20 protein-coding genes are annotated in these 23,773 nt (G+C 63.3%); 12 read left to right on the top strand and 8 right to left on the bottom strand.

The features are described from left to right. Positions 1-13: 13 nt before the first annotated feature. The 4 genes from AC1MGT_RS04695 to AC1MGT_RS04680 are packed head-to-tail and all read left to right on the top strand — an operon-like array spanning position 14 to position 5,884. Positions 14-1,231: an AGE family epimerase/isomerase gene (locus AC1MGT_RS04695; RefSeq protein ID WP_499503208.1), complete on the top strand. Its 1,218-nt coding sequence runs from the start codon at positions 14-16 to the stop codon at positions 1,229-1,231. Then, positions 1,224-2,147, top strand: a complete 924-nt coding sequence (locus AC1MGT_RS04690) for a carbohydrate kinase family protein (RefSeq protein WP_499503207.1) — start codon at positions 1,224-1,226, stop codon at positions 2,145-2,147. The genes AC1MGT_RS04695 and AC1MGT_RS04690 overlap by 8 nt, the downstream gene beginning before the upstream one ends. After that, entirely contained in the window at positions 2,147-4,570 is a 2,424-nt protein-coding gene (locus AC1MGT_RS04685; RefSeq protein ID WP_499504253.1) for a GH92 family glycosyl hydrolase, read from the top strand. The genes AC1MGT_RS04690 and AC1MGT_RS04685 overlap by 1 nt, the downstream gene beginning before the upstream one ends. A gap of 36 nt (positions 4,571-4,606) precedes the next feature. Further along, entirely contained in the window at positions 4,607-5,884 is a 1,278-nt protein-coding gene (locus tag AC1MGT_RS04680; protein ID WP_499503206.1) for a sugar MFS transporter, read from the top strand. Between the two features lie 3 nt (positions 5,885-5,887). Here AC1MGT_RS04680 and AC1MGT_RS04675 read toward each other — a convergent pair whose 3' ends face one another. Both AC1MGT_RS04675 and AC1MGT_RS04670 read right to left on the bottom strand, forming a co-directional pair. After that, entirely contained in the window at positions 5,888-6,553 is a 666-nt protein-coding gene (locus tag AC1MGT_RS04675) for a response regulator (RefSeq protein WP_499503205.1), read from the bottom strand. Then, on the bottom strand, positions 6,550-8,073 hold the full coding sequence (locus AC1MGT_RS04670; protein ID WP_499503204.1) for an ATP-binding protein: 1,524 nt from the start codon (positions 8,071-8,073) through the stop codon (positions 6,550-6,552). Before AC1MGT_RS04670 ends, AC1MGT_RS04675 begins: the two co-directional genes overlap by 4 nt. A 200-nt stretch (positions 8,074-8,273) precedes the next feature. Between AC1MGT_RS04670 and AC1MGT_RS04665 the strand changes: the two genes are divergently transcribed. After that, a complete protein-coding gene (locus AC1MGT_RS04665; RefSeq protein WP_499503203.1) occupies positions 8,274-8,555 on the top strand; it encodes a DUF427 domain-containing protein in 282 nt (93 codons plus the stop codon). A 66-nt stretch (positions 8,556-8,621) separates the two neighbouring features. On the opposite strand, the gene AC1MGT_RS04660 is transcribed toward AC1MGT_RS04665, so the two are convergent. Then, the gene (locus AC1MGT_RS04660) at positions 8,622-9,518 is read right to left on the bottom strand and encodes a LysR family transcriptional regulator (RefSeq protein ID WP_499503202.1); all 897 of its coding nucleotides are present in this window, start codon (positions 9,516-9,518) and stop codon (positions 8,622-8,624) included. A gap of 183 nt (positions 9,519-9,701) precedes the next feature. Here AC1MGT_RS04660 and AC1MGT_RS04655 point away from each other — a divergent pair, with 183 nt between their 5' ends. The 6 genes from AC1MGT_RS04655 to AC1MGT_RS04630 all read left to right on the top strand — a co-directional run bounded on the left by AC1MGT_RS04655 (position 9,702) and on the right by AC1MGT_RS04630 (position 15,648). After that, positions 9,702-10,655: an aromatic alcohol reductase gene (locus AC1MGT_RS04655; protein ID WP_499504252.1), complete on the top strand. Its 954-nt coding sequence runs from the start codon at positions 9,702-9,704 to the stop codon at positions 10,653-10,655. A gap of 104 nt (positions 10,656-10,759) precedes the next feature. Further along, positions 10,760-11,134 (top strand): IS66-like element accessory protein TnpA, encoded by a 375-nt coding sequence (gene tnpA, locus AC1MGT_RS04650; RefSeq protein ID WP_332533717.1) that lies wholly within the window; start codon positions 10,760-10,762, stop codon positions 11,132-11,134. Further along, complete coding sequence (tnpB, locus tag AC1MGT_RS04645) at positions 11,131-11,478, top strand: IS66 family insertion sequence element accessory protein TnpB (RefSeq protein WP_499503201.1); 348 nt, start codon at positions 11,131-11,133, stop codon at positions 11,476-11,478. Before tnpA ends, tnpB begins: the two co-directional genes overlap by 4 nt. A gap of 30 nt (positions 11,479-11,508) precedes the next feature. Next, on the top strand, positions 11,509-13,053 hold the full coding sequence (gene tnpC / locus AC1MGT_RS04640) for an IS66 family transposase (protein ID WP_499503200.1): 1,545 nt from the start codon (positions 11,509-11,511) through the stop codon (positions 13,051-13,053). A 475-nt stretch (positions 13,054-13,528) separates the two neighbouring features. Then, on the top strand, positions 13,529-14,152 hold the full coding sequence (locus AC1MGT_RS04635; RefSeq protein ID WP_499503199.1) for a hypothetical protein: 624 nt from the start codon (positions 13,529-13,531) through the stop codon (positions 14,150-14,152). A 408-nt stretch (positions 14,153-14,560) separates the two neighbouring features. Next, a protein-coding gene (locus tag AC1MGT_RS04630; protein WP_499500801.1) for an IS3 family transposase occupies positions 14,561-15,648 on the top strand; the annotation gives its coding sequence in 2 pieces (ribosomal slippage) (positions 14,561-14,813 and positions 14,813-15,648; 1,089 coding nt in all). Between the two features lie 425 nt (positions 15,649-16,073). On the opposite strand, the gene AC1MGT_RS04625 is transcribed toward AC1MGT_RS04630, so the two are convergent. Genes AC1MGT_RS04625 through AC1MGT_RS04605 form a run of 5 tightly spaced genes read right to left on the bottom strand, consistent with a single transcriptional unit; the run spans position 16,074 to position 20,451 of the window. Next, the gene (locus tag AC1MGT_RS04625) at positions 16,074-17,417 is read right to left on the bottom strand and encodes a sulfite reductase subunit alpha (RefSeq protein WP_499503198.1); all 1,344 of its coding nucleotides are present in this window, start codon (positions 17,415-17,417) and stop codon (positions 16,074-16,076) included. Further along, positions 17,414-18,421 carry an FAD:protein FMN transferase gene (locus tag AC1MGT_RS04620; RefSeq protein ID WP_499503197.1) on the bottom strand — a complete coding sequence of 336 codons (1,008 nt, stop codon included), beginning with the start codon at positions 18,419-18,421 and terminating at the stop codon, positions 17,414-17,416. The genes AC1MGT_RS04625 and AC1MGT_RS04620 overlap by 4 nt, the downstream gene beginning before the upstream one ends. 15 nt (positions 18,422-18,436) lie before the next feature. Next, the gene (locus AC1MGT_RS04615) at positions 18,437-19,255 is read right to left on the bottom strand and encodes a DUF4198 domain-containing protein (protein ID WP_499503196.1); all 819 of its coding nucleotides are present in this window, start codon (positions 19,253-19,255) and stop codon (positions 18,437-18,439) included. A gap of 21 nt (positions 19,256-19,276) precedes the next feature. Further along, positions 19,277-19,786, bottom strand: coding sequence for a DUF2271 domain-containing protein (locus AC1MGT_RS04610; RefSeq protein WP_183555442.1), 510 nt, complete (start codon positions 19,784-19,786; stop codon positions 19,277-19,279). 32 nt (positions 19,787-19,818) lie between these two features. Then, positions 19,819-20,451 (bottom strand): PepSY-associated TM helix domain-containing protein, encoded by a 633-nt coding sequence (locus AC1MGT_RS04605; protein WP_332533598.1) that lies wholly within the window; start codon positions 20,449-20,451, stop codon positions 19,819-19,821. 411 nt (positions 20,452-20,862) lie between these two features. Between AC1MGT_RS04605 and AC1MGT_RS04600 the strand changes: the two genes are divergently transcribed. Further along, entirely contained in the window at positions 20,863-23,718 is a 2,856-nt protein-coding gene (locus AC1MGT_RS04600) for a 2-oxoglutarate dehydrogenase E1 component (protein ID WP_499503195.1), read from the top strand. Positions 23,719-23,773 lie beyond the last annotated feature (55 nt).

The raw sequence follows: 23,773 nt of genomic DNA, 5'->3' as shown, positions 1-23,773 counted from the left end.
ACCATCCCCCACCATGACCACGTTCCCGAACTTTCGCAGCCCGGACCTGCTGCTCGACCACGCACGCCACACGATGCGCTTCTACCACCCGCGCGCGATCGATCCCGCCGGCGGCATGTTCCATTATTTCAAGGATGACGGCGCCGTTTACGACCCGCGCCACCGGCACCTGGTAAGCAGCACGCGCTTCGTGTTCACGTACGCGATGGCGTACCGCCAGTTCGGCGATCCGGCTTACCTGGACGGCCTGCAGCACGCGGTGCGCTTCCTGCGCGACGCGCACCGCGCACCCGACGGCAGCGGCTACGCCTGGATGCTGGACGGACGCGACGTCGAAGACGGCACCCAGCATGCCTACGGCCAGGCTTTCGTGCTGCTGGCGTATTCGCATGCGGCGATGGCGGGGCTGGAAGAGACGCGCGCCTGGATCGGCGAGACGTTCGACCTGATGGAAGCACGCTTCTGGAATGCAGCCGATGGCCTGTACGCCGACGAGGCAAGCCAGGACTGGCGCACGCTGTCGACGTACCGCGGCCAGAACGCGAACATGCATGCGGTCGAAGCACTGCTGGCGGCGCATCAGGCCACGGGCGAAGCACGCTACCTCGAGCGCGCCTATCTGGTGGCCAGCAACATCACGCAGCGCCAGGCCGCGCGCTGCGGTGGCCTGGTCTGGGAACACTACGACGAACAGTGGCAGCCGGACTGGAAGTTCAACATCGACGACCCGGAAAACCTGTTCCGCCCGTGGGGCTACCAGCCGGGCCACTTCACCGAATGGGCCAAGCTGCTGGTGCAGCTCGAAGCACGTGCCCCGGGCGTTCTGACGGGTGATCTGAGCTGGCTGCTGCCGACCGCAGAGCGCCTGTTCAAGGTGGCGGTGGAGAAGGGCTGGGACAACGAATTCGGCGGCGTGGCGTATTCGCTCGCGCCCGACCTGACCGTCTGCGACAGCCACAAGTACTTCTGGGTGCAGGCCGAAAGCGCCGCCGCGGCAGCGCTCCTGGCCACGCGCACCGGCAACGACGCCTACTGGACCTGGTACGAACGGCTCTGGCAATACAGCTGGAGCCACTTCGTCGACCACCAGCACGGTGCCTGGTACCGCATCCTGGACCGCGAGAATCGCAAACTCAGCGACGAGAAAAGCCCGGCCGGCAAGGTCGATTACCACACGATGGGCGCCGTCTACGACATCGTCGCCGCGATGAAAGGACCCCGCCATGGTTGATGCGCCGTTCATGCTGTGCGCCGGCGAGGCGCTGACCGACATGATCCATCAGGGCGACGAACGCTGGGTCAGCCGCGTGGGCGGCTCCACCTGGAACGTGGCGCGTGCGCTGGCGGTGCTGGGCGAGCCGACGGCGTTTGCCGGCGCGATCAGCCGCGATCGTTTTGGCGACGCGCTGTGGGCCGCCAGCGAAGCGGCTGGCCTGGACCTGCGCCTGCTGCAGCGCGTGGACCGCGCGCCGCTGCTGGCCGTGGTCGAGGGCGGCGAGCCGCCACGCTACTTCTTCATCGGCGACGACAGCGCCGACCTGCATTTCGATCCATCGGCACTGCCGGCCGGCGCCTTGGACGGCCTGCGCTGGGCGCACTTCGGCGGCATCAGCCTGGCGCGCGAGCCACTGGCCGCCACGCTGGTGGCGCTGGCGCGCAGGCTGAAGGAACGGGGCGTGTCGATCAGTTTTGATCCGAACTACCGCAACCTGATGGATGCACGCTACACGCCGACGCTCGAAGCGATGGCCTCGCTGGCTGACCTGATCAAGGTGTCGGACGACGATCTGCGCGGCCTGTTCCCCGGCCTGGGGCTGGACGACGCACTGGCGCGCCTGCGCGCGTTCAACCCCGCCGCCTACTGCCTGCTCACGCGCGGCGGCCAGGGCGCGAGCCTGTTCCATGGCGACGAGCGCTGCCACGCGCTGGCGCCGAAAGTGGCGGTCGTGGACACCGTGGGCGCGGGCGACGCCAGCGCCGCTGGCCTCTTGCACAGCCTTGCACGCCATCCGCAGCGCCCCTTGCAGGCGCACCTGCACGCCGCACTGGCGGCCGGCTCCGCCGCCTGCCTGCAGGCCGGCGCCACCCCACCGCCCCCGGCGGCCATGCACCAACTGTTCGAACTGCTCGAAGGAGAAGCATCGTGATGCCGCATTTCCGTACCCGTTTCAGTGTCCCCACGCTGGTGCTGGCCTGCCTGCTGCCCCTGGGCGCACAGGTCGCGCTGGCCGCCGACAGCATGCCGGTCAACACCTTCATCGGCACCCAGGATGAAGGCAATACCTTCCCTGGCGCCTCCGCGCCATTCGGCATGATCCAGGTCAGCCCGATTGCCGACCACTACGCCGGCTACCGCTACAGCGACAAGCGAATCCGGGGTTTTGGCCACTCGTTCCTGTCCGGCGCCGGCTGCTGGGAGCAGGGCGGGCAGCTGTCGGTGCTACCGGTCACCGGCACCATCGGCCCGGGCGGGGATTTCGACACCGCCAAGAAAGGCACCTTCGACCACAAGCGCTACGCCGCCGACTACACGCATGACGGCGAGGTGGGCCAGGCTGGCTATTACAAGGTCAAGCTGACCAGCTACGGCGGCATCACGGCTGAAGCGACTGCGCTGACCCGCGCCGCCGCCGAACGCTACACCTATGCGCCCGGCACCAAGACCGGCCACGTGCTGCTCAACGTGGCCCAGGCCAACGAGCGCCATGGCGTCATCGGCAGCGAAGTGCAGGTCGTCGGCGAGCGCGCCGTCGAAGGCAAGATCGTCACCCGCAGTTTCTGCGGCGGCGCCAAGTACACGACCTGGTTCCGCATGGAGTTCGACCAGCCGATTGCCGCCAAGGGCGTCTGGGACGACCGTGGCGGCTGGCCTGGCGCCGCCGGTCCGAGCCAGCAGGGCGAGGCCAAGCCGCATGGCGTGTGGCTGACCTTTGACCTGAAGAACGGCCAGGCTGTGACCGCCGTCAGCGCGATCTCGCACGTCGACGCCGAAGGCGCGCGCATCAATCTCGCCGCCGACGGCAAGGCCGGCGACAAAGCCTTGACGTTTGATGCGATGAAAACCAAGGCGCAGGCCACCTGGCAGCGCGAACTCAAGAGCGTGCGCATCAAGGGCGGCAGCAAGGATGACCGCACCGTGTTCTACACGGCGCTGTACCACGCGCTGCTGCAGCCGCTGACGGGCAACGACGCCGACGGCCGCTATCGCGGCTACGACGATGCGATCCATACCGCAAAAGACTGGACCTACTACGAGTTCTTCTCGCTGTGGGACACCTACCGCGCGCAGAACCAGTTGCTGGCGCTGATCCGCCCCGAGCGCGCGCGCGATATCGCGACCTCGGTGCTGGCGATCCGCGACCAGGGCGGCTGGCTGCCACGCTGGGGCTACGCCAACTTCGAGACCAATATCATGACGGGCGATCCGGTCACGCCGTTCCTGGTCGATCTGTGGCGCTTCGGCGCGCTGAAGGGCCGCGAAGCGCAGGCCTACACGGCGCTGCGTGAAAACGCATTCGGCGTGCCGGCCCACGGCATCCGTCCGCAAGGCCGCTCGGGCAATCCGAACTACATGAAGCAGGGCTTCGTGCAGTACGACCGCAGTTTTGTCTCGAAAGGGATGGACACCGATCCGCACCACGGCGCCTCGGCGACGCTCGAATACGCGCTGGCCGACGGCGCGCTGGCCGAGATGGCCAAGGCCCTCGGCCACGAGGACGACGCCCGTGTGCTGGCGCAGCGCGCGCTGAACTGGAAAACGATCTGGGACGCGAACGCGGTCGACGAACCGACCGGCCAGCGCGGCTTCCCGCGCCCACGCCTGATCGACGGCAGCTGGTTCGCCGACGTCGGCAGCGGGTTCGACCCGCGCGGCGACCATGGCTTCCATGAAGGCACGGCGTGGCAGTACCAGTGGCTGGCGCCGCAGGACGTGCCGGGCCTGGCCGCAGCGATGGGCGGGCAGGCACCGGCCCTCGGCCGCCTCGACCAGTTCTTCGATTACGAGGCTGTGCTGGCCGACCCGAACGCCGTGCGCAAGTCGTGGGTGGTGGGGCCGTACAGCTACTACGCCCAGTTCCGCTACAACCCGAACAACGAGCCGGACCTGCACGCACCGTGGATGTACACGCTGATGGGCCAGCCGTGGAAGACGACGACCGTGCTGCGCGCTGCCGAAACGCTGTTCACCAACGGGCCGGGCGGCGTGACGGGCAACGACGACCTGGGCACGATGTCGGCCTGGTACCTGTTCAGCGCGCTGGGCATCTATCCGGACATGCCGGGCAGCGGCCGCTTCCTGCTGCACGCACCGCGCTTTGCCGGCGCCGAGATCGACCTGGCGCAGGGCCGCACGCTGCGCATCGACGCTGCGGGCGCCAAGCCGGGCCAGCGCGGCTTCGTCAAGTCGGTCAACTACGGCGGCCGCGCGGTGGAACGCGTCTGGCTCGACTGGGAGCAACTGCAGTCGGGCGGCGCGCTGAAGTACCAGCTGGCGCCGCAGCCGGATGCGCAGGGCTGGGGCACGCGTGCCCGCGACCTGCCACGTCCGCCCGCCGGCATGGCCCGCTAAGCACCCCGACCACAATAACAATCATCAGGAGACAGCATGGCCAATATGGCAACGGGCGCGGCACCAGTCGCGCGGCAGGACGGTCCCCCCGGGACGCAACAAGGCAGTAACACGGGGGCGCTCGTCATCGTCACCATCCTGTTCTTCATGTGGGGTCTGATCACGTCGCTCAACGACGTCTTGATTCCGCACCTGAAGGCGGTCTACACGCTGACGTATGTGCAGGCGATGCTGGTGCAGTTCTGCTTCTTCGGCGCGTACGCGATCGTGTCGCTGCCGGCCGGCGCGCTGATTCGCCGCATCGGTTACCAGAAAGGCGCCGTGACGGGCCTGCTGGTGGCCGCCGGCGGCTGCACGCTGTTTTACCCGGCCGCTTCCGGTGGCTACGGCATGTTCCTGCTGGCGCTGTTCGTGCTCGCCTCGGGCATCACGGTGCTGCAGGTCGCGGCCAATCCGTATGTGGCCGTGCTGGGCCCGGCGCGCACCGCGTCGAGCCGCCTGACGCTGACGCAGGCGTTCAATTCGCTGGGCACGACAATCGGGCCGGCCGTGGGCGGGGTGTTGATCCTGTCGGCGGCGGGTGCTGCCGCCGTGGCTGGGACGGATGCGGCTGCGGAAGCGGCCAGCGTGCGCGGGCCGTACCTGATGCTGGCTGGCCTGCTGGTCGTATTGGCCGTGATGTTCCTGGCCGCGAAGCTGCCAACGATCGTCGCCGCCGATGACGATGGCGCGCCGGTGGCAGCAGGTGGCTCGGTGCTGGCGCACCGCCACCTGGTGCTGGGTGCAATCGGCATCTTCCTGTACGTGGGCGCTGAAGTGAGCATCGGCAGCTTCCTGATCAACTTCATCGGCGAACCGCAGATCGCTGGCCTCGCGCACGCCGATGCCGCCCATTACGTCAGCATCTACTGGGGCGGCGCGATGGTGGGGCGCTTCATTGGCTTTGCCGTGATGCGTGTGGTCAGCCCTGGCAAGACGCTGGCGTTCAACTCGGTGGCGGCAATCGTGCTGGTGCTGGTCGGCACGTTTGCGCAGGGCGACATCGCGATGTGGGCGATCCTGGCGGTTGGCCTGTGCAACTCGATCATGTTCCCGACGATCTTCAGCATGGCGCTGCACGGCTTGGGCAAGCACACGGGCCAGGGTTCCGGCATCCTGTGCATGGCCATCGTCGGCGGCGCGCTGGTGCCGTTCGCGCAGGGCGCGCTGGCCGATACGCTGGGCGTGCAGATCTCGTTCCTGCTGCCGGCCGCATGCTATGCGTTCATCCTGTACTTCGGCGCTCGCTACGCGTCGATGTACGCACCGAAGTAAGCTTCACGCGTCGTAGCGGTAGCCGAGGCCGTAGATCGAGCGGATCGGCTCCAGCCCCGGCGCCGCCCCGTCGATCTTGCGCCGCAGGTTCTTGACGTGGCTGTCGATGGCGCGGTCGGTGGCGTCGAGATTGTCGGCGCGGGCCGCGTCGAGCAGCTGGGCGCGCGACAGCACCTGGCCCGGCCGGCGCGCCAGCGCGGCCAGGATCGCGTATTCGCTCGGCGTCAGGTCGAGCGCGCGGCCGTGGACATTGACGCTGCGCGCGTCCTCGTCCAGCAGCAGGGCCGCCGGCGCGACGTCGCCGCTTCCGGCGCGGCGCAGGATCGCCTTGATGCGCGCCATCAGCTCGCGCGGGCTGAACGGCTTGCACAGGTAGTCATCGGCGCCCAGTTCCAGGCCCAATAAGCGGTCGATTTCTTCGACGCGGGCCGTCACCATCACGATCGGCACCTCCGAAAATGCGCGCACCGCGCGGCACAGCGCCAGACCATCCAGGCCAGGCAGCATCAGATCGAGCACGATCAGATCCGGCGGCGCCGCGCGGATCGCGGCCAGGGCCTGCGCGCCGTCACCATGCACGGTCGGGAGATAGCCGGCCGCGCGTGCGTAGTCGGCGATCACGGCGGCCAGTTCCGGTTCGTCTTCGACGATCATGATCGTGCTGTTCATGGTGTGCCCTTTTCAAGCAGCGGCAGCGACACGGTCACGCGCAAGCCACCCAGTGGCGAGTGGGCAAACGCCAGTGCGCCGCCCTGCGCGGCGAGCAGGCGCCGGCTCAAGGCCAGACCCAGGCCCGCGCCGCCATGCGCGCGGCTGCGCGATGCATCGACGCGGTAGAAGCGCTCGGCCAAGCGCGACAACGCCGCATCCGGCACGCCGGGCGCGCTGTCGTCGAGCGTCAGGTGCAACTGGCTGTCGTGTGATTGGGCGCTTAGCCGCACCATGCCACCGGGCGTCGTGTAGCGCAGGCTGTTTTCGAACAGGTTGGCCAGTACCTGGCGCATGCGGTCCGGGTCGCCCAGCACCTGTGACTGTGCCGGCGCCCCGCCGGTCTCGAACGTCAGGCCGGCCGCCTGGAAGCGCGCGCTGAATGCCTGCGCTTCAGCCGCCGCCAGTTGCCATAAGTCGAGCGGTACGCGCTGGCATGCCAGTTCGCCGACGTCGGCCCGCGCCAGTGCATACAGTTCGTCGATCAGCTTCGTCAGCGCGTGTACCTGCAGCACCATCGCATCGACAGTGGCTGGTGTGGCCTGGCGCACGCCATCCTGGATCGCTTCGAGCTGCGCGCGCAGCACGGCCAGCGGCGTGCGCAGTTCGTGCGACGTGTCGGCCACCCACTGGCGGCGCGCCGCCTCCGCTTGATCGAGCCGTTCCGCCAGCGCATTGAAGTGGCGCGCCAGGTCACCCAGTTCGTCGCTGCGCTGAACCGGCAGGCGCACGGCGTAGTCGCCTGCGGCCAGTGCGCCGGCGCCGCGTGCGAGGCGGTCGATCGGGCGCCGGAAGTGGCGCGCCAGGCTGATCGCGGCCAGCGCGCTGAGCACAAGGGCAAGTCCGCCGATCAGCCACAGGCTGCGTTGCAACTGGTCGAGAAACGCAAACGCCATCGCGTCGCTGGGCCGCGCGCTGCGCGCGACGCCGAGATAGCCGATCGTGCGGTCATCGACGGTGATGGCGCGCCGGGCCAGGGGCAGGTTGCCCGGCGGGCGGCCGGCGAGATAGCCGCCATTCGCATCGAGCAGCGTGATGCGTGTGTGCAGATCCGCGATCACGCCGGGTGGGGCGGGTGGGGGCGGCGGCAGTGGTGGCATGGGCGGACCCGCTCGCGTGTGCATCGCGGCGGCGGGCGACGCCGGCGCAGCAGGGGCGACGGGGTCCACCGGCGCTACTGGACCAACTGGCCCGACCGGTGGCGCCGGCTTCCCGCGCACGGACTGCAGGCGCGTCAATTCGCCGCCGATCCAGTCGCGCCGGTTGTCACCAGACGGCAGGAACGTCCAGTCGCCATACTGGCTGTACTGGCGCGCGACGGCGCCGGAGAGTTCATCGAGGCGATCCAGTTCGATCGCCACCGCGTAGTCGCCGAAACTGCCCAGCACATTCTGGCGCAGCAGCAGCACGGCGGCGGCGGCCACCGTCAGCATGGCAAGGAGCACGGAGGCAAAGAGGCGGTGGCCGATGGCGATTTTCACGGGCGGGCAAGGAAGTGGTGATGGTGCATGGTAAGCCATCAGCATCGCGACGCGGAAGGTTGAGTGCGCACGAGGTTTGGCGACTACCTGGCCCAACGCCGTTCCGCGCGCACTCGTCGCACAAACATCCGCATCAACTTTCCCACGCAACCGGTGTAGACTGGTCCGCGCTTCAGATTCGAAGCGTTACCGGAGTGCATATGAAAGCAATATGGAATGGTGAAGTGCTGGCGCAGTCGAACGATACGGTCGTCGTCGAAGGGAACCATTATTTTCCCCCCGCCTCGTTAAACCGCCAGTTCTTCAGCGACTCGAGTACAACAACCAACTGTCCCTGGAAGGGAACAGCGAGCTACTACAACATTGAGGTAAACGGCAAGGTTAACAAGGATGCGGCGTGGGTGTATGCCACACCAAAATCCGCTGCGTCAAATATTACTGGCCACGTCGCGTTCTGGAAGGGTGTGGAAGTAAAGCCCTGACGCGATTCATCCGTTGCATCGTGCTGCAAGGTGTCGCAGACTGTTTCGATAGGCAACTGTCGACCCTTAACAGGTGTCGGTAAACAGGTCGGCTGTCCAATCGGCAAACGCACGCATCGCCGGAGAGAGAAAGCGGCGGTAGGGATAAAGTAGTGATACAGGAACAGGTGCTGGCCGCCAGTCGGCCAGCACCTCGACTAATTCTCCGCTCCGCAATTGTTCTGCCACCAGGATCTCCGCCAACTGAATCAGGCCGCGTCCCTCGATTCCAAGCTTGATGTAAAGCCCAGTCTCGTTGACTGCTACCTTGCCGGACACCGGAACGGTGACGCAATGCCCGTCTTCGATAAAATGCAGCTCACTTCCCCGCCGCGTCGTGCTGGAAAAGTAGTGGACAGCCTGGTGTGCCTGCAGATCCAGCAGCCTCTTGGGGGTCCCCTTTTCTTCTACATAGCACGGCGCCGCGCATGTGACCCAGCGCAACGCCCCCAAACGGCGTGAGACCAGCGTCGAGTCATTGAGGTTGCCGGTACGGATCACACAATCGACGCCATCCTGGATCAGGTCCACCTGACGATCATTTATACCAATCATGAGATAGATGTCGGGGTAGCGCTGCTCAAATTGTGCCAAACGCGGCAGGATCAAGGCATGCGCAATGCCCCCCGGCATATCCACCCGCAACCTTCCTTGCGGGCGCTCGGCAGAGCCGTTCAGGCTGGCTTCCGTGTCGTCAATCAGGTCGAGTATCTCGCGGCAACGGTAGAAGTATTGCTCACCTTCCGGTGTCAAGCTGAGCTTTCTGGTTGAACGGTTCAGCAACCGAATTTGCAAATGTTTTTCAAGCCTTTTAACGATACCGGTGACGGATGATGGCGGTAAGCCGAGAGTCTGCGCTGCGCGTACGAAGCTCTTGCCTTCGACTACTAGAACAAACACCTGCATTGCTTGTACGCGGTCCATGTGTTGTCCTGATAGCTATAAGGAAAACGGCACTATAACCCACCATTGTTCGCATTTTCTGCACAATGAAAACCTCCACGACCACTTTTTCCGCACCGGTGCTTTCCCTATAGTGCAGGTATCAACGCTAAAGAAGAAATCAACATGTCCAACCAGGTCCGCCAATTATCAGTACCGCTAACGATGAACCGGGCAGACCCTGACGCGATGTCTAAAAAGATTCTTGTACTCGGTGCCGGGGAACTCGGGATGCCGGTACTGCGCAGTCTCGCGCAACGCGCGAAGGACGTCGACGGTGTGACCATCAGCGTGTTGCTGCGCGCAAGCGCCGTCGCGTCCAACGTGCCAGACAAGCAGCGTGATGTGGCCGAAATCCGAAATCTCGGGATCGACATCATCATCGGCGATCTTGTGAAAAGCTCGATCGACGAGCTGGCTGCAGTGTTCGGCCAATACGACACAGTCATAGGGTGTGCCGGCTATGCAGCGGGTATCGACACGCCAATGAAATTGGCGCGTGCTGCCCTGCAAGCGCAAATTCCCAGGTATTTCCCATGGCAGTTCGGCGTCGATTTTGACGTCATCGGTCGCGGCAGTCCGCAGGACATCTTCGACGCACAGTTGGACGTGCGCGAATTGCTGCGGGGGCAGCACAAGACTGAGTGGGTCATCATCTCGACCGGTATGTTCATGAGCTACCTGTTTGAGCCAGAATTCGGCGTCGTCGATCTTGAAGAACATGCGGTGCACGCTCTTGGCAGCCTCGACACTGCTGTCACGCTGACTACGCCAGATGACATTGGCGCTCTGACTGCCGAGGTCGTTTTCACGCAACCCCGTATCCGGAACGACATCGTTTATTTAGCTGGCGACACGGTGACATATGGGGAAGTGGCCGACAAGCTGCAAGCAGCGCTAGGCCAACCATTCAGCCGTTCGGCGTGGAGCGAGGAATACCTGCTGAGCGAGTTGGCCCGCGACCCACATAACATGATGCGCAAGTATCGCGCCGCCTTTGCGCAGGGGAGGGGTGTTGCTTGGGATAAAAGTGGCAGTTTCAATGTCCAGCGCGCTATTCCGGTTACCGACGTGGCATCGTGGATCAATGCAAACTTGATTTCTGGCCGAAGCAATTAGTATTGATTCACAGGGCTTAGGGTAAGCGTCCTCCCACCACCGTCTGTACGTAGCCATTTCACTCTGCGAAAGTAGTTCCCGTTACTTTTTTGATGGGAACTACTATGGACACTGTTGGCGGGTCGAACAACCGCAAGGGACGTCCGAACTATCCGGCCGAGTTCAAGCACCGCCTGGCCACTGCCGCCTGCGAGCCAGGTGTATCGGTGTCGAAACTGGCGCAGCAACATGGGCTCAACGCGAACATGTTGTTCAAATGGAGACGTGACCTGCGCGCCGGCCTGTTGACCGAACCAGGACCGCAGTCTGCGCAACTGCTGCCCGTTGTGGTGCAGAGCACTCCGACGCTACCGGCACTTTCAGGCACCATGGCGTCAGCACGTGTTATCGAGATCGTCATTGCCGACGCAGTAGTGCGTGTCAGCACTGGCGCCGATGCGGCGCTGCTCCAACTCGTTCTCAACAGTCTGCGTACATGATCGGCCTTCCAGCTGGCACGAAGATCTGGCTTGCCGCCGGCATCACCGATATGCGTGCCGGGATGAACGGCCTGGCTGCCAGGGTCGAAACTGCGTTGGCCGAAGATCCGTACTGCGGCCATGTGTTCGTGTTTCGTGGCCGGCGTGGCGACATGCTCAAGGTGCTATGGTGGTCCGGCGATGGCCTGTGTCTGCTGGCAAAGCGACTTGAACGCGGCCGCTTCGTCTGGCCGCAGGCAAACAGCGGCAGCGTCTGTCTGAGTCAGGCGCAATTGTCGATGCTGCTTGAAGGAATCGACTGGCGCCGGCCGGAGCGTACCTGGCGTCCAACGTCAGGCTTGTAAACGTCTGCGGCCTCGCGTAAACTCAGCCCCATGCTGACCGCCGCCAAATTCCCCAATGACATCGATGCCCTGAAGGCCCTGCTGCTGGCGCGCGATGAACAAATCCTGGGACTGCAAGCGCGGTTGAACACGCGCGAGGCCGAGATCGAGCATCTGAAATTGTGGATCGCGAAACTGCGGCGCATGCAGTTCGGTCGCAAGTCCGAGAAGCTCGACCACCAGATCGAACAGCTTGAATTGCAGCTGGAAGATCTGCAGGCCGACGACGCCGAGGCCGAACGGGAAATGCCGCCCGCCGATCGAGCGCCGCGTCAGCGTGCGCCGCGCAAAGCGCTGCCCGAGCATCTGCCGCGCGATGAAAAAGTGTATCTGCCGACGACGACAGATTGCCCTGCCTGTGGCGGAAATCTGAAGCAGCTGGGTGAAGATGTATCCGAGCAGCTCGAGTTCGTGCCGGCCAGCTTCCGCGTGATCCGCCATGTGCGCCCTAAATTGGCATGCGGCTGCTGCGATACCATCGTGCAGGCGCCAGCGCCGAGCCGTCCGATCGAGCGCGGCATCGCCGGCCCTGGCTTGCTGGCTCATGTGCTCGTCGCTAAGTTCGCGGACCACTTGCCGCTGTACCGCCAGTCCGTGATTTATGCGCGCGAAGGCATCGATCTGGACCGGGCACTGCTGGCCAGTTGGGTCGGCGCCGCCAGCGCGCTGCTGCGCCCACTGGTCGACGCGATCCGCAAGCACGTCTTGGCTGCAGATAAGCTGCATGCTGACGACACGCCAGTACCGGTGCTCGCGCCAGGCAATGGAAAAACGAAGACCGGACGCCTCTGGACCTATGTGCGGGACGACCGTCCGGCCGGTGACTTGAGCCCACCGGCAGCCTGGTTCGCCTACTCGCCAGACCGCAAGGGCATCCATCCGCAAACGCACCTAGCCAAGTTCGAGGGCGTGCTGCAGGCTGACGCTTACGCCGGCTTCAACGCCCTGTATGAAGACGGCGAGATCGCGGAGGCGGCATGCTGGGCGCACGCGCGCCGCAAGTTCCACGACCTGCACGTGGCGCGGCCTTCGCCGCTCACGACTGAGGCGCTATGCCGCATCGCCGAACTGTATCTGATCGAGGCCGAAATCCGCGGCAAACCACCCGACGAGCGCCGGTCGGTGCGCCAGGCGCGCGCGCGGCCGTTACTCGACGACCTGGAGCAATGGCTGCGCGCCTCGCTTGAAAAGCTCTCGCGCAAATCCGACACGTCGGCGGCCATCCTGTACGCCCTGAATCTGTGGCCGGCACTGCTGCGCTACTGCGACAACGGCGTCATCGAGATCGACAACTCGGCAGCCGAGCGGGCACTGCGCGGCATCGCCATCGGCCGGCGCAACTACCTGTTCGCTGGCGCCGACAGCGGCGGCGAGCGTGCCGCCGCCATCTACTCGCTGATCGGCACGGCCAAGCTGAACGGGGTCGACCCCGAAGCCTGGTTGCGCCATGTGCTGACGCAGATCGCCGACCATCCCGTCAACCGCGTTGACGAGCTACTGCCCTGGAATTGCCCCCAGCAGATCAAGCCTGCTTGAACAACACGCCGCTTCCCAGCGGTGTGATGCCATCTTCGACTAAATCGACACGCGGCTCAAGACGGTGGTGGGACGACGCTTACGGCTTAGGCACCGACCGTCATTGGCGGTGTCAGGTCTGACATCTGGACACATGCTCTACTCACTTGAGGGCATTTCAAATAAACCTTTGGCTCTTCAAGATGCGCTTGAAAATCAAGATGCCGGATCATCGCAGAGCTCGTGTCTGAATGTCAGACCTGACCCCGGCACGTGACCCCGGCACGGCAGAGCTCGTGTCTGAATGTCAGACCTGACCCCGGCACGTGTGTCTGAATGTCAGACCTGACCCCGGCACGTGATCGAATGTCAGACCTGACCCCGGCACGTGCAGTGCAAGCTGCCTGCTCCTCATCCTACTATTGCAACAATCCTGTTTGACACCTGCACATTGTGCGCGCACAATGTGCGCAACATAATAAATTTTGGAGGAGTCATGGAAGCAGAGCGCACACGCCTTGAAATGATGAGATTGATGAGAGATGAATTTGAGAACAATCCGTGGCTTGTTAGCCGAGCTATTGGTACAAAAGTAGATAGAAAAGTCTCACCAAGAACGGTTCAGTCATGGCTCATTGATCCGAAAAAACCAAGTAGCCGTACGTGCCCTGCTTGGGCGCTAAAAGCACTAAAAGAATTCCTTGAGGAGCCGGCACAACGTGACCTGTTGAAAATGTGGAAAGATATTCATAACGATGACGTGTCTAGCCAAGACAAGTTTCGCAGGGTGTATGAACGGGACGCAGTTGAAACAGCAACGAGACAGATTGAAAGTGATGCGCACGCATTAGCAGAATGGGAAAGTGCTTCGATGATTACTATTGCTCGGAAACTTTTCAAATTCGAGCGGGACACTGTTGGCTACCTTAGGTTCTTACATAGCCAGCAGATGGCGCTTCAACATGGATTGGAGAAAGCGACGTCATATGAAGAGTTACGAGCAGTCGTATTGGAATCTATTCGCACCAACGACTCTACCGAAGCATATGTTTTGCAAACTCGCAGGGCAATCGAGACAGGTACGGATGAATTCGCGCATCCTGAGGGGTTGACGGAGTAGTCTGTTACCAATGTCCACCAATTAACGCTCTATTGGGGGCTGCTAGCCCATGGAGCCAAGGGTCATCAGCCATGGGTATAACATTTAGACACGACCCCAACCATATCTCTACAGTCGTAGGTAACTAATGCAGAGGTCGTGTCTCGAAGTCACAACTGAGGTACTTTTGAGTTCCTGGACAGATAATTAGGAACACGGAACGATTCCCTCAAGAATTAAAATGCAGTGGGCATCGATCTTTAACACGACAAACGACCGCTTCTGACCTTGGATTCAACCGGTCGATGCAACAAGTTTGCTGAATCGTTCAGCGGGTGTCTGGTATTCTAAAGTCTTCCTTGGGTAATCCCCCCACAGAAAGAGCGCGTTTAGAAGTAGAATTTTCTACTTAAGAACAGAAAGCTCTACATGAAGACGTCCCGTTTTACCGACAGCCAGATCATCGCCATCCTCAAGCAAGCCGAAGGCGGCAGCCCGGTCCCTGAGCTGTGCCGCGAGCACGGCATCAGCAACGCCACGTTCTACAAGTGGCGGTCCAAGTTCGGCGGCATGGACGCGTCGCTCATGGCGCGCATGAAGGAGCTCGAGGACGAGAACCGGCGCCTCAAGAAGATGTATGCCGAGGAGCGCCTCAAGGCCGAGATCGTTGCGGAGGCACTCACAAAAAAGTGGTAGCGCCATCTCAGCGGCGGGAGATGGCGCAGTGGGCCGTGGCGAACCGGTCAGCCACGATAGGCCTGGCATGCCAGGCATTTCACATCAGTCAGACCTGCTATCGCTACAAGGCCAAGCTCGATGCCGAGAACGGCGTGATCGCGGACTGGCTGGTACGGCTGACAAATAACCAGCGCAACTGGGGCTTTGGACTGTGCTTCCTGTACCTGCGCAACGTGAAGGGCTTCAAATGGAACCACAAGCGCGTCTACAGGATTTACCGCGAGCTCGAGCTGAACCTGCGCATCAAGCCGCGCCATCGGCTGGTACGCGAGAAGCCGCTGCCGTTGGCGGTGCCGACGGCGATCAATCAGTGCTGGTCGATGGACTTCATGCATGACCAGCTTGCCGATGGACGCAGTATCCGGCTGTTCAACGTCATCGACGACTACAACCGCGAAGGCCTCGGGATCGAAGTCGATTTCTCGCTGCCATCTGAACGGGTGATTCGATCGCTCGACCGGATCATCGAATGGCGTGGCAAACCGGACGCCATCCGCTGCGATAACGGTCCCGAATACATCAGCGCGGTGACGCTAGCCTGGGCTGCCAGGCACGGTATCCGCATCGATTTCATTCAGCCTGGCCAGCCCCAGCAAAACGCTTACGTCGAGCGCTACAACAGGACGGTTCGCTATGATTGGCTTGCCCATCACCTGTTTGAAACGCTCGATGAAGTTCAGGAATTTGCCACCAACTGGTTGTGGACCTACAATCACGACCGGCCTAACATGGCGCTCGGCGGTATTACGCCAAAACAGAAATTGGCGCTCGCCGCTTAACCTCTACTTTTAGCGTGCTCTAAAAATGGGGGGATTACCCTCCCACATCAACGCCTTCTGGGCATCCGTATAATAAATCCTTGCTCTCTGCTTCATCCGTAACACTCCTTCTGCTTACCCAGAGTTTAGTGTGTTGCGTCGACCGGTTGAATCCAAGACCGAAATCTGCTCTTCTCGTCAGCTAGCCTGGTTGTGAGGCCATAAAAGTCACGCATTGCCTAGACAGGCAGTTATCGACCCAGAGCAGCCGTTGCCAAGCGGAGACGAGTGCACCAGATCATCAAAATAAACTGCAAATATTCTATCCCTTTGGAAATTTAAGCAGGATTTCTTCTTTTGAGATCTTTATGCTCAGTCACTGCATGCTCAATGCGCGCTAACTGAACAAAAGTCACCTGACAAGAAAATTGAACTTGATCAGGGCATTAGTACACGTCCCGCCGGTACCGCCCATCGCCCATCATGGCCTCAACCGTGGCCGCGCCCAGCACCTCGACCAATGCATCATGCACGCCGCCAGCCATCCCCTGCAGGCTGCCGCAGACATAGATCGCCGCGCCATCCTGCACCCACTGGCGCAAGAGGTCAGCCTGCGCGGTAACCAGATGCTGAACATAACGCGCGGTGCTGCCGTCGCGCGAAAACGCCAGGTCGAGGCGGGCAAGGGCGCCGCTGTCGCGCCATGCTTCGAGTTCGCCCCGGCACAGGAAGTCATGGGCAGCATTGCGTTCGCCAAACAGCAGCCAGTTGCTGTGGGTGCCAGCGTCGATGCGCGCCTTGAGCAGCGCGCGCAGCCCGGCCAGCCCGCTGCCGTTGCCGATCGCAATCAGGGGCCGCAGCGCATTCTCACCCAGCCGGAAGCGTGCATGCGCGCGCACCCGCAGCCGGATTGTGTCTGTCGCAAGCGCATCCGTGCAGAGCCAGCCCGACGCCGCGCCCGGCGTTCCGTCGGCACGCTGCTGCAATCGCACCAGCAGTGTGAGCTGGCCTTCTGCGGGTACCGAGGCAATCGAGTACTCGCGCGGATGCGCCGGGTCAGCAGGCGCGCTGACTTGCGCCAGGTCGCCCGCTTCCCACGCCGGCAGAGCGCCATCCTGCGGCATTAAAGCGAGGCGGTACAGTGGCGCGCCAGCGCTGCCGGAATTGAGCAGCGTGCGTTCGGCGATGCGCCACGCGCCGTAGGCGGGCGCTTCCCAGTCCGGTGCGTCGCTCGTGCCAGCCAGGTGGCTCAGGTGATGTTGCCAGGCGGCCAGCGCGTCCGGCGCGCCGCGGTCAACGTCGATCCGCTCGAACAAACTCGTTGCGCCGCGCTCGCGAAGCCAGGCATCGAGCGCGCGGCCGAAGCCGCAGTAGTTTGTGTACGTGATGTCGCCCAGGGCCAGCATGCCGAAGTGCAGCTGCGACAGGTCCAGCGTCGCGTCCATCGTCTGCGTGGCAAAGCGCGCGGCGGGATCGGGCGCGTCGCCTTCGCCGTAGGTGCTGCAGACGAACAGGATGCGGCTGGCGCTGGACAACGTAGCCAGGTCGAGCGTCGAGATGCAGGCCGCGCGCGCGTCCAGGCCTCCGAGCGCCAGCGTGGCGGCCGTTCGTTCGGCCAGAAATTGTGCGCTGCCGGTCTGGCTCGCGTAGACCACGAGCCAGTCGGCGGCCACGCTAGTGGGGCGCGTTTTGGCCAGGTGCATGCGCCACAGTCCCAGGCACATCGCAAGATAGGCGCCGGACAGCGCCAAGGCACTGCCCCAGCGCAGCGGTTCGATTGTCAACATCATTGGAGCATGAGGCGCCAGGCGCCCGTCGTGGTTTCCTTCAAGCCGGATCCGGCGCGCACGAGAAAGCGCGCCGCAATCCCGCGTTGTTCCGCAAACGCCAGCCCGTCGTCCGGCCCCAGCACCGTCAGCGCAGTGGACAGCGCGTCAGCCGCCATGCAAGTCGACGCCAGCACCGTGACCGAGGCCAGATCGTGATCGACCGGATAGCCGCTGCGCGGGTCGAGCGTGTGCGCCATCCGTCGCATGCCATATTGAAAGCTGCGACGGTAGTCGCCCGAGGTGGCAATCGCCAACCCGTGCAGGGCAACGACCGTCTGCCCGACAGCCTCGCAATCCGGCACGCCCTCGACCTCGACCCACCACGGCTGGCCGTCCGGCTTGACCCCGGCGCCGCGCAATTCGCCGCCCGCTTCGACGACGAAATGGCGCACGCTGCGATCCTCGAGGCAGGCAGCCATGCGATCGACTGCATACCCCTTGGCGACTGACGAGAAATCCAGGATCGCGCCGCCCGGTTGCAGCAGGCGCCGCCGGGCATGGTCGAGCACCGGCTGGCGCTCGCCCCGGCGCGCGATGACATCAGCAACAAGCTCAACCTGCGGCGCGTGGAACCCCGGCTGATCGTAGCGCCCGCGGGCGCCGAAGCCCCACAGATCGACAAGGGCGCCGGCGGCCGGATCGTAGGCGCCGCCGCTGTCGGCCGCCACCTGCAGCGCATACTCGACCACCGAGAAGAACTGCGGCGGCAGCGCGTGCCAGCTGCCGGCCGGCGCGCGATTGTAGCGCGACAGCAGGGAGCCTTCGTCCCAGTGGCTCATTTGCGCGACGATCTCGTCCAGCTCGCCTTGCAGCGCGCGGGTGACTACGGCGCCATCGGCGCCCGGCGGCAGCATCAGCCGCGCCGACCAGGTCGTGCCCATCGACGTGCCGGATGCTGTAAACAGCGTGCTGCCGCCGGGCGGCATGGCCGCATCGACGCTCAGCGGAACAAGAATGGTGCGCATCGAGCCCGTGTGCCCTTACTGCGGCAGAACGTCGAGCGTGGCCGTGTAGCTATAGCGCTTCGTGCCCGGCGTTGGTGGACCCTTTGGCGTCTCGAGCGGGAACTTGGCCGAGAGCCAGTACATATTCGCTTCCGGCACCGTGAACTTGACCTCGCCCTTGGCGTCAGTGGTAAAGCGCAGCTCGCCCAGCGTGCCGCGGTACTTGACGGCGCCCGGCACCATGCTGAACGGGAAGTTCGGCAGCGGCTTGCCATCGAGCTGGAAGCGGAACGTGATCGGCTCGCCCGCGCGCAGGTCGGACGGATTGGTGACCGGGACCATTTCGAGACCGACGCCGCTTGGCTTGAGCGCCGTGTCGTTCATGTCATTGGCCGACACGAAGGTTTCCAGGCGCGTGTGCGTGGTGCTGGTGGTCACGTCGGTGGCGCCGGCCGGTACTTGCGCGCCCGGTGTGCCTTCGACGCCGCGGAAGCGCTTGACCTCGCCGCCCATCTTGTAGCTGCCCATCACGTTGTTGCTGACGATGGCCAGGCGGTAAGTGCCGTCCTTCGGCAGGCGGATGTCGATCGTGCTGCGGAATTTACCGAGCACGGCGCCTTCGGCCTTGGTCGTCACGCCATCGGGGCCCGTGATCGTGAGGTTGTCCAGGCGCAGCGGCACGTGGTGGAATTCGAACAGGCCTTCTGAGATCGCGCCGTCCAGCGTGACCCACGGTTCCTTTGCTTCGACCATGGCCGTGCTGGGCAGCAGCCAGCCGCGGTGCGCCTGCGCGCTCATCGACATGCCGGCCAGGGCCAGGCCGAGCAGGGCGCCCTTGAGGATACGGTTGTGCATGGGATTCTCTCTTGATTGTTGTTATTGGAGCTCGAGGGCGACTGCGCCCAGTTCTTCCTTGCCGGCCGCATTCGCCGCGACCTTGCCCTTGCCGGTCCACGTGAACGGCACTTTCACCAGCTCACGCCCGCCCGCTTCGCGCGATGCTTCCACGACCAGCTTGTAGTCGCCGGCCGGCAGTTTGTCGAGGCCGTGCTTGGCGCCGTCGAACTTCATCGTCTGGCTGCCCGCCGGACGGGTCGCGCCACTCACGCCATCGAGCGGGAATTTTGCATCACGTCCGGCCTTGCGCCACCACGTGCGCAGGTCCTTGACCCATTTGTCGCCGGCGGCGTCCTTTTTGAGGTCGTACAGCACGGCGAGATTGGCCGCGACGCTCTGGTCGGCGCGTTCGAGCCAGATCGCTACATAAGGCTTGTGGTATTCGGCCACGTTCAGTTGTGGCAGGTCGAATTTGACGGACAGGTCGGCGGCCATGGCCCAGCCGGAAACGAGCGGCAGGGTCAGGACGAGCGAGTGGGACAGTTTCATTCTTGGTCTTCTCTCAGTTTGGAAATAAACGATCAGTGGACAAACAACAACGCCAGCACAGCCGGCAGCACGATGCCGAAGCCGATCACCGGCCAGGTCGACGGCCGGTTGGCCGCGTGGTATTTCATGATCAAAAAGCCCGTGATACAAAACACGATGCACGCGACCGAAAAAATATCGATGAACCAGCTCCAGACTGCGCCCGTGTTGCGGCCCTTGTGCATGTCGTTGAGCCACGAAATCCAGCCGCGGTCGGTGCGCTCGAATTCGGCGCTGCCGTCGACGGCGATGCGCAGCCAGGCGTCGCCGCCGGGGCGGGGCAGGGCGATGTAGGCGTCTTCCTCGGTCCATTCGGCGCGCTGGCCGCGCACATCGACGGGGAATGCGCTGTTGGTCCAGTCGGCGATGCTGCTCGGCAGCGGCACCTTGGCGTCGGCATGTTCTTCGGCCCACTGCTTGAATTGCGGAAGCAGCGGCGCCGGCAGCGTGGCTTTCAGGCGCGTGACCTCGGGCGTGGCCTTGATCAGCGCCGCGTTGTTCAGCGTCAGCCCCGTAAAGCTGAACAGCAGCATCGCCATCAGGCAGATCGCCGAGCTGATCCAGTGCCATTGGTGCAACTGCTTGAGGAACATGGCACGGCCCGCGCCCGGGAGGCGCTGGGGCATGCCGCTGGCAGCAGGGGTGGGCGTGCTGGTCGCTTTGGCCGATGCCGGTAACACCGGCTGGACAACATCAGGGGATGGGGCGGAGGTGGACATGCGATAAATGATAACGATTATCATTTACAAGGTCAACGTGGTATTGACGACAACCGCACATTTGCCGCTGGGCAGCGAGTGTTCAAAAACACATTTGGAAATAAATTATTCTAGGAATGTAATCTGCCCCGCATGGGATCATGCGTTACAATCATGAGCGCAAACAGGCAGGATTTTGCACATGTATCGGTACTGAAACAGTCCTTCCCCCACAACTTGATGTCTTGAAGTGCAATCCGCTAAACGGTCAGGCCGTGTCGCGGAAGGTTAAATAACCCGCCCAACCCTCGCGAAGCGCGAAAAGAAAGGTGAGCAAGAATGATGCAACAACAAAACGCCAACTCATACCTGTTCGGCGGCAATGCCCCGTACGTGGAAGAGTTGTACGAGGCCTATCTGGACAATCCGACGTCGGTGCCAGAAAACTGGCGCGCCTACTTCGACCAGATGCAGCACGTGCCGGCCGTCGATGGCTCGAACCGTCCTGACGTCGTCCATTCATCGGTCATTGCGTCGTTCGCCGAACGCGCCAAGCAGGGCCCGATCCGCACCGTGGTCGCCTCGGCTGACTCCGAACTGGGCCGCAAACGCGTCGCCGTGACCCAGATCACCGCCGCCTACCGTTACCTCGGTTCGCGCTGGGCCAACCTGGATCCGCTGCAGCGCCAGGAACGTCCACTGCTGCCAGAACTCGATCCTGCGTTCTATGGCTTCACCGAGTCCGACATGGACACGGTCTTCAACATCACCAATACGTATTTCGGTCAAGACACCGCGCCACTGCGCGATATCCTGAACATGCTGCGTGACACGTACACCCGCTCGATCGGTGCCGAGTTCATGTACATCAGCGATCCGACCGAAAAGCGCTGGCTGCAAGAGCGTCTGGAATCGATCCGTTCGACCCCGACCTTCTCGGCCGAAAAGAAAAAACACATCCTCGAGCGCCTGACCGCGGCCGAAGGCCTCGAGCGCTACCTGCACACCAAGTACGTCGGCGCCAAGCGCTTCTCGCTCGAAGGTGGCGAATCGTTCATCGCGTCGATGGACGAAGTCATCCAGCGCGCCGGTGAAAAGGGCGTCCAGGAAATCGTTATCGGTATGGCCCACCGCGGCCGTCTGAACGTCCTGGTCAACACCCTGGGCAAGAGCCCGGCCGACCTGTTCGAAGAGTTCGAAGGCAAGCACGCCGACGACCTGCCAGCCGGTGACGTCAAGTACCACCAGGGCTTCTCGAGCGACATCACTACGCCGGGCGGCCCGGTCCACCTGTCACTTGCCTTTAACCCGTCCCACCTCGAGATCGTCAACCCGGTCGTCGAAGGTTCGGTCAAGGCGCGTATGGAACGCCGTGGCGACCGCAAGGGCAAAGAAGTCTTGCCGATCCTGGTGCACGGCGATGCTGCATTCGCTGGCCAGGGCGTGGTCATGGAAACCCTGAACCTGGCGCAGACCCGCGGCTACGGTACGGGCGGTACGGTCCACATCGTCATCAACAACCAGATCGGTTTCACCACGTCGGATCCGCGCGATGCGCGCTCGACGCTGTACTGCTCGGACGTCGTCAAGATGATCGAAGCGCCAGTGCTGCACGTGAACGCCGACGATCCTGAAGCCGTCGTGCTGGCCAGCCAGATCGCACTCGACTACCGCGCCGAATTCGGCAAGGACGTCGTCGTTGACATCATCTGCTACCGCAAGCTGGGCCACAACGAGCAGGATACGCCAGCGCTGACCCAGCCGCTGATGTACAAGAAGATCGCCAAGCACCCGGGCACCCGCAAGCTGTACGCCGAGAAGCTGGCAGCGCAGGGCACCATCGAAGCCGACGGCGGCGACAAGCTCGTCGCTGCGTTCCGCGATGCGATGGACGCCGGCAAGCACACGGTCGATCCGGTGCTGACCAACTTCAAGAACAAGTACGCCGTCGACTGGGCGCCGTTCCTGAACAAGAAGTGGACTGACGCGGCCGATACCGCCGTGCCACTGACCGAACTGAAGCGCCTGGCGCAACGCATCACCACGACGCCAGAAAACTTCAAGCCACACTCGCTGGTCGACAAGGTGCTGGCCGACCGCGCCAATATGGGTCGCGGCGAAGTCAACCTCGACTGGGGCATGGGCGAACACCTGGCCTACGCGTCGCTGTTGTCGTCAGGTTACGCCATCCGCCTGTCGGGCCAGGATGCCGGTCGCGGCACGTTCGTGCACCGTCACGCCGTGCTGCACGACCAGAACCGCGAACGTTGGGACCAGGGCATCTACCTGCCGCTGGCCAATGTGTCCGAGAACCAGGCCAACTTCACCGTGATCGACTCGGTGCTGTCCGAAGAAGCCGTGCTCGCCTTCGAGTATGGTTTCTCGACCGCCGAACCGAACACGCTGACGATCTGGGAAGCCCAGTTCGGCGACTTCGTCAACGGCGCCCAAGTTGTGATCGACCAGTTCATCGCCTCGGGCGAAGTGAAGTGGGGCCGCGCGTCGGGCCTGGTCATGATGCTGCCGCACGGCTACGAAGGCCAGGGTCCGGAGCACTCGTCGGCACGTATCGAGCGTTTCCTGCAACTGTGCGCAGACAACAATATGCAAGTGGTCCAGCCAACGACCGCCGCCCAGATCTTCCACCTGCTGCGTCGCCAGATGGTGCGCCAGTTCCGCAAGCCACTGGTCATCTTCACGCCGAAGTCGCTGCTGCGTAACAAGGATGCCGGTTCGCCGCTGACCGACCTGGCCAAGGGCGGTTTCCAGACCGTGATCGGCGAATGCGACGAGAAGATCGACGCATCGAAGGTCAAGCGCGTGCTGGTCTGCTCGGGCAAGGTCTACTTCGACCTGGTCAATGCACGCAAGGCGCGCAACGTGACCGATACCGCGATCATCCGCATGGAACAGATGTACCCGTTCCCGCACAAGTCGTTCGGCGCCGAACTGAAAAAGTTCCCGAACGCCGGTGAAGTGGTGTGGGTGCAGGACGAGCCGCAAAACCAGGGTCCATGGTTCCAGATCCAGCACAACATCTTCGAAGGCATGGAAGATGGCCAGCGCCTGGCATACGCCGGCCGCGCCGCCTCGGCGTCGCCTGCAGTCGGTTATGCCGACAAGCACATCGCGCAGCAGAAAGAACTGCTGGAGACGGCGTTCTCGAAGCTCAAGGGCTTCATCCTGACGAAGTGATGCACAAGCATAAGTAAGACCACGACCCCGGCGCTGTGCGTCGGGGTTTCTTGCA

The sequence above is a fragment of the Telluria sp. BA11 genome (assembly GCF_056680305.1).
The sequence above is the reverse complement of the archived record's forward strand: the minus strand, read 5'-3'. Positions and strand labels throughout refer to the sequence as shown.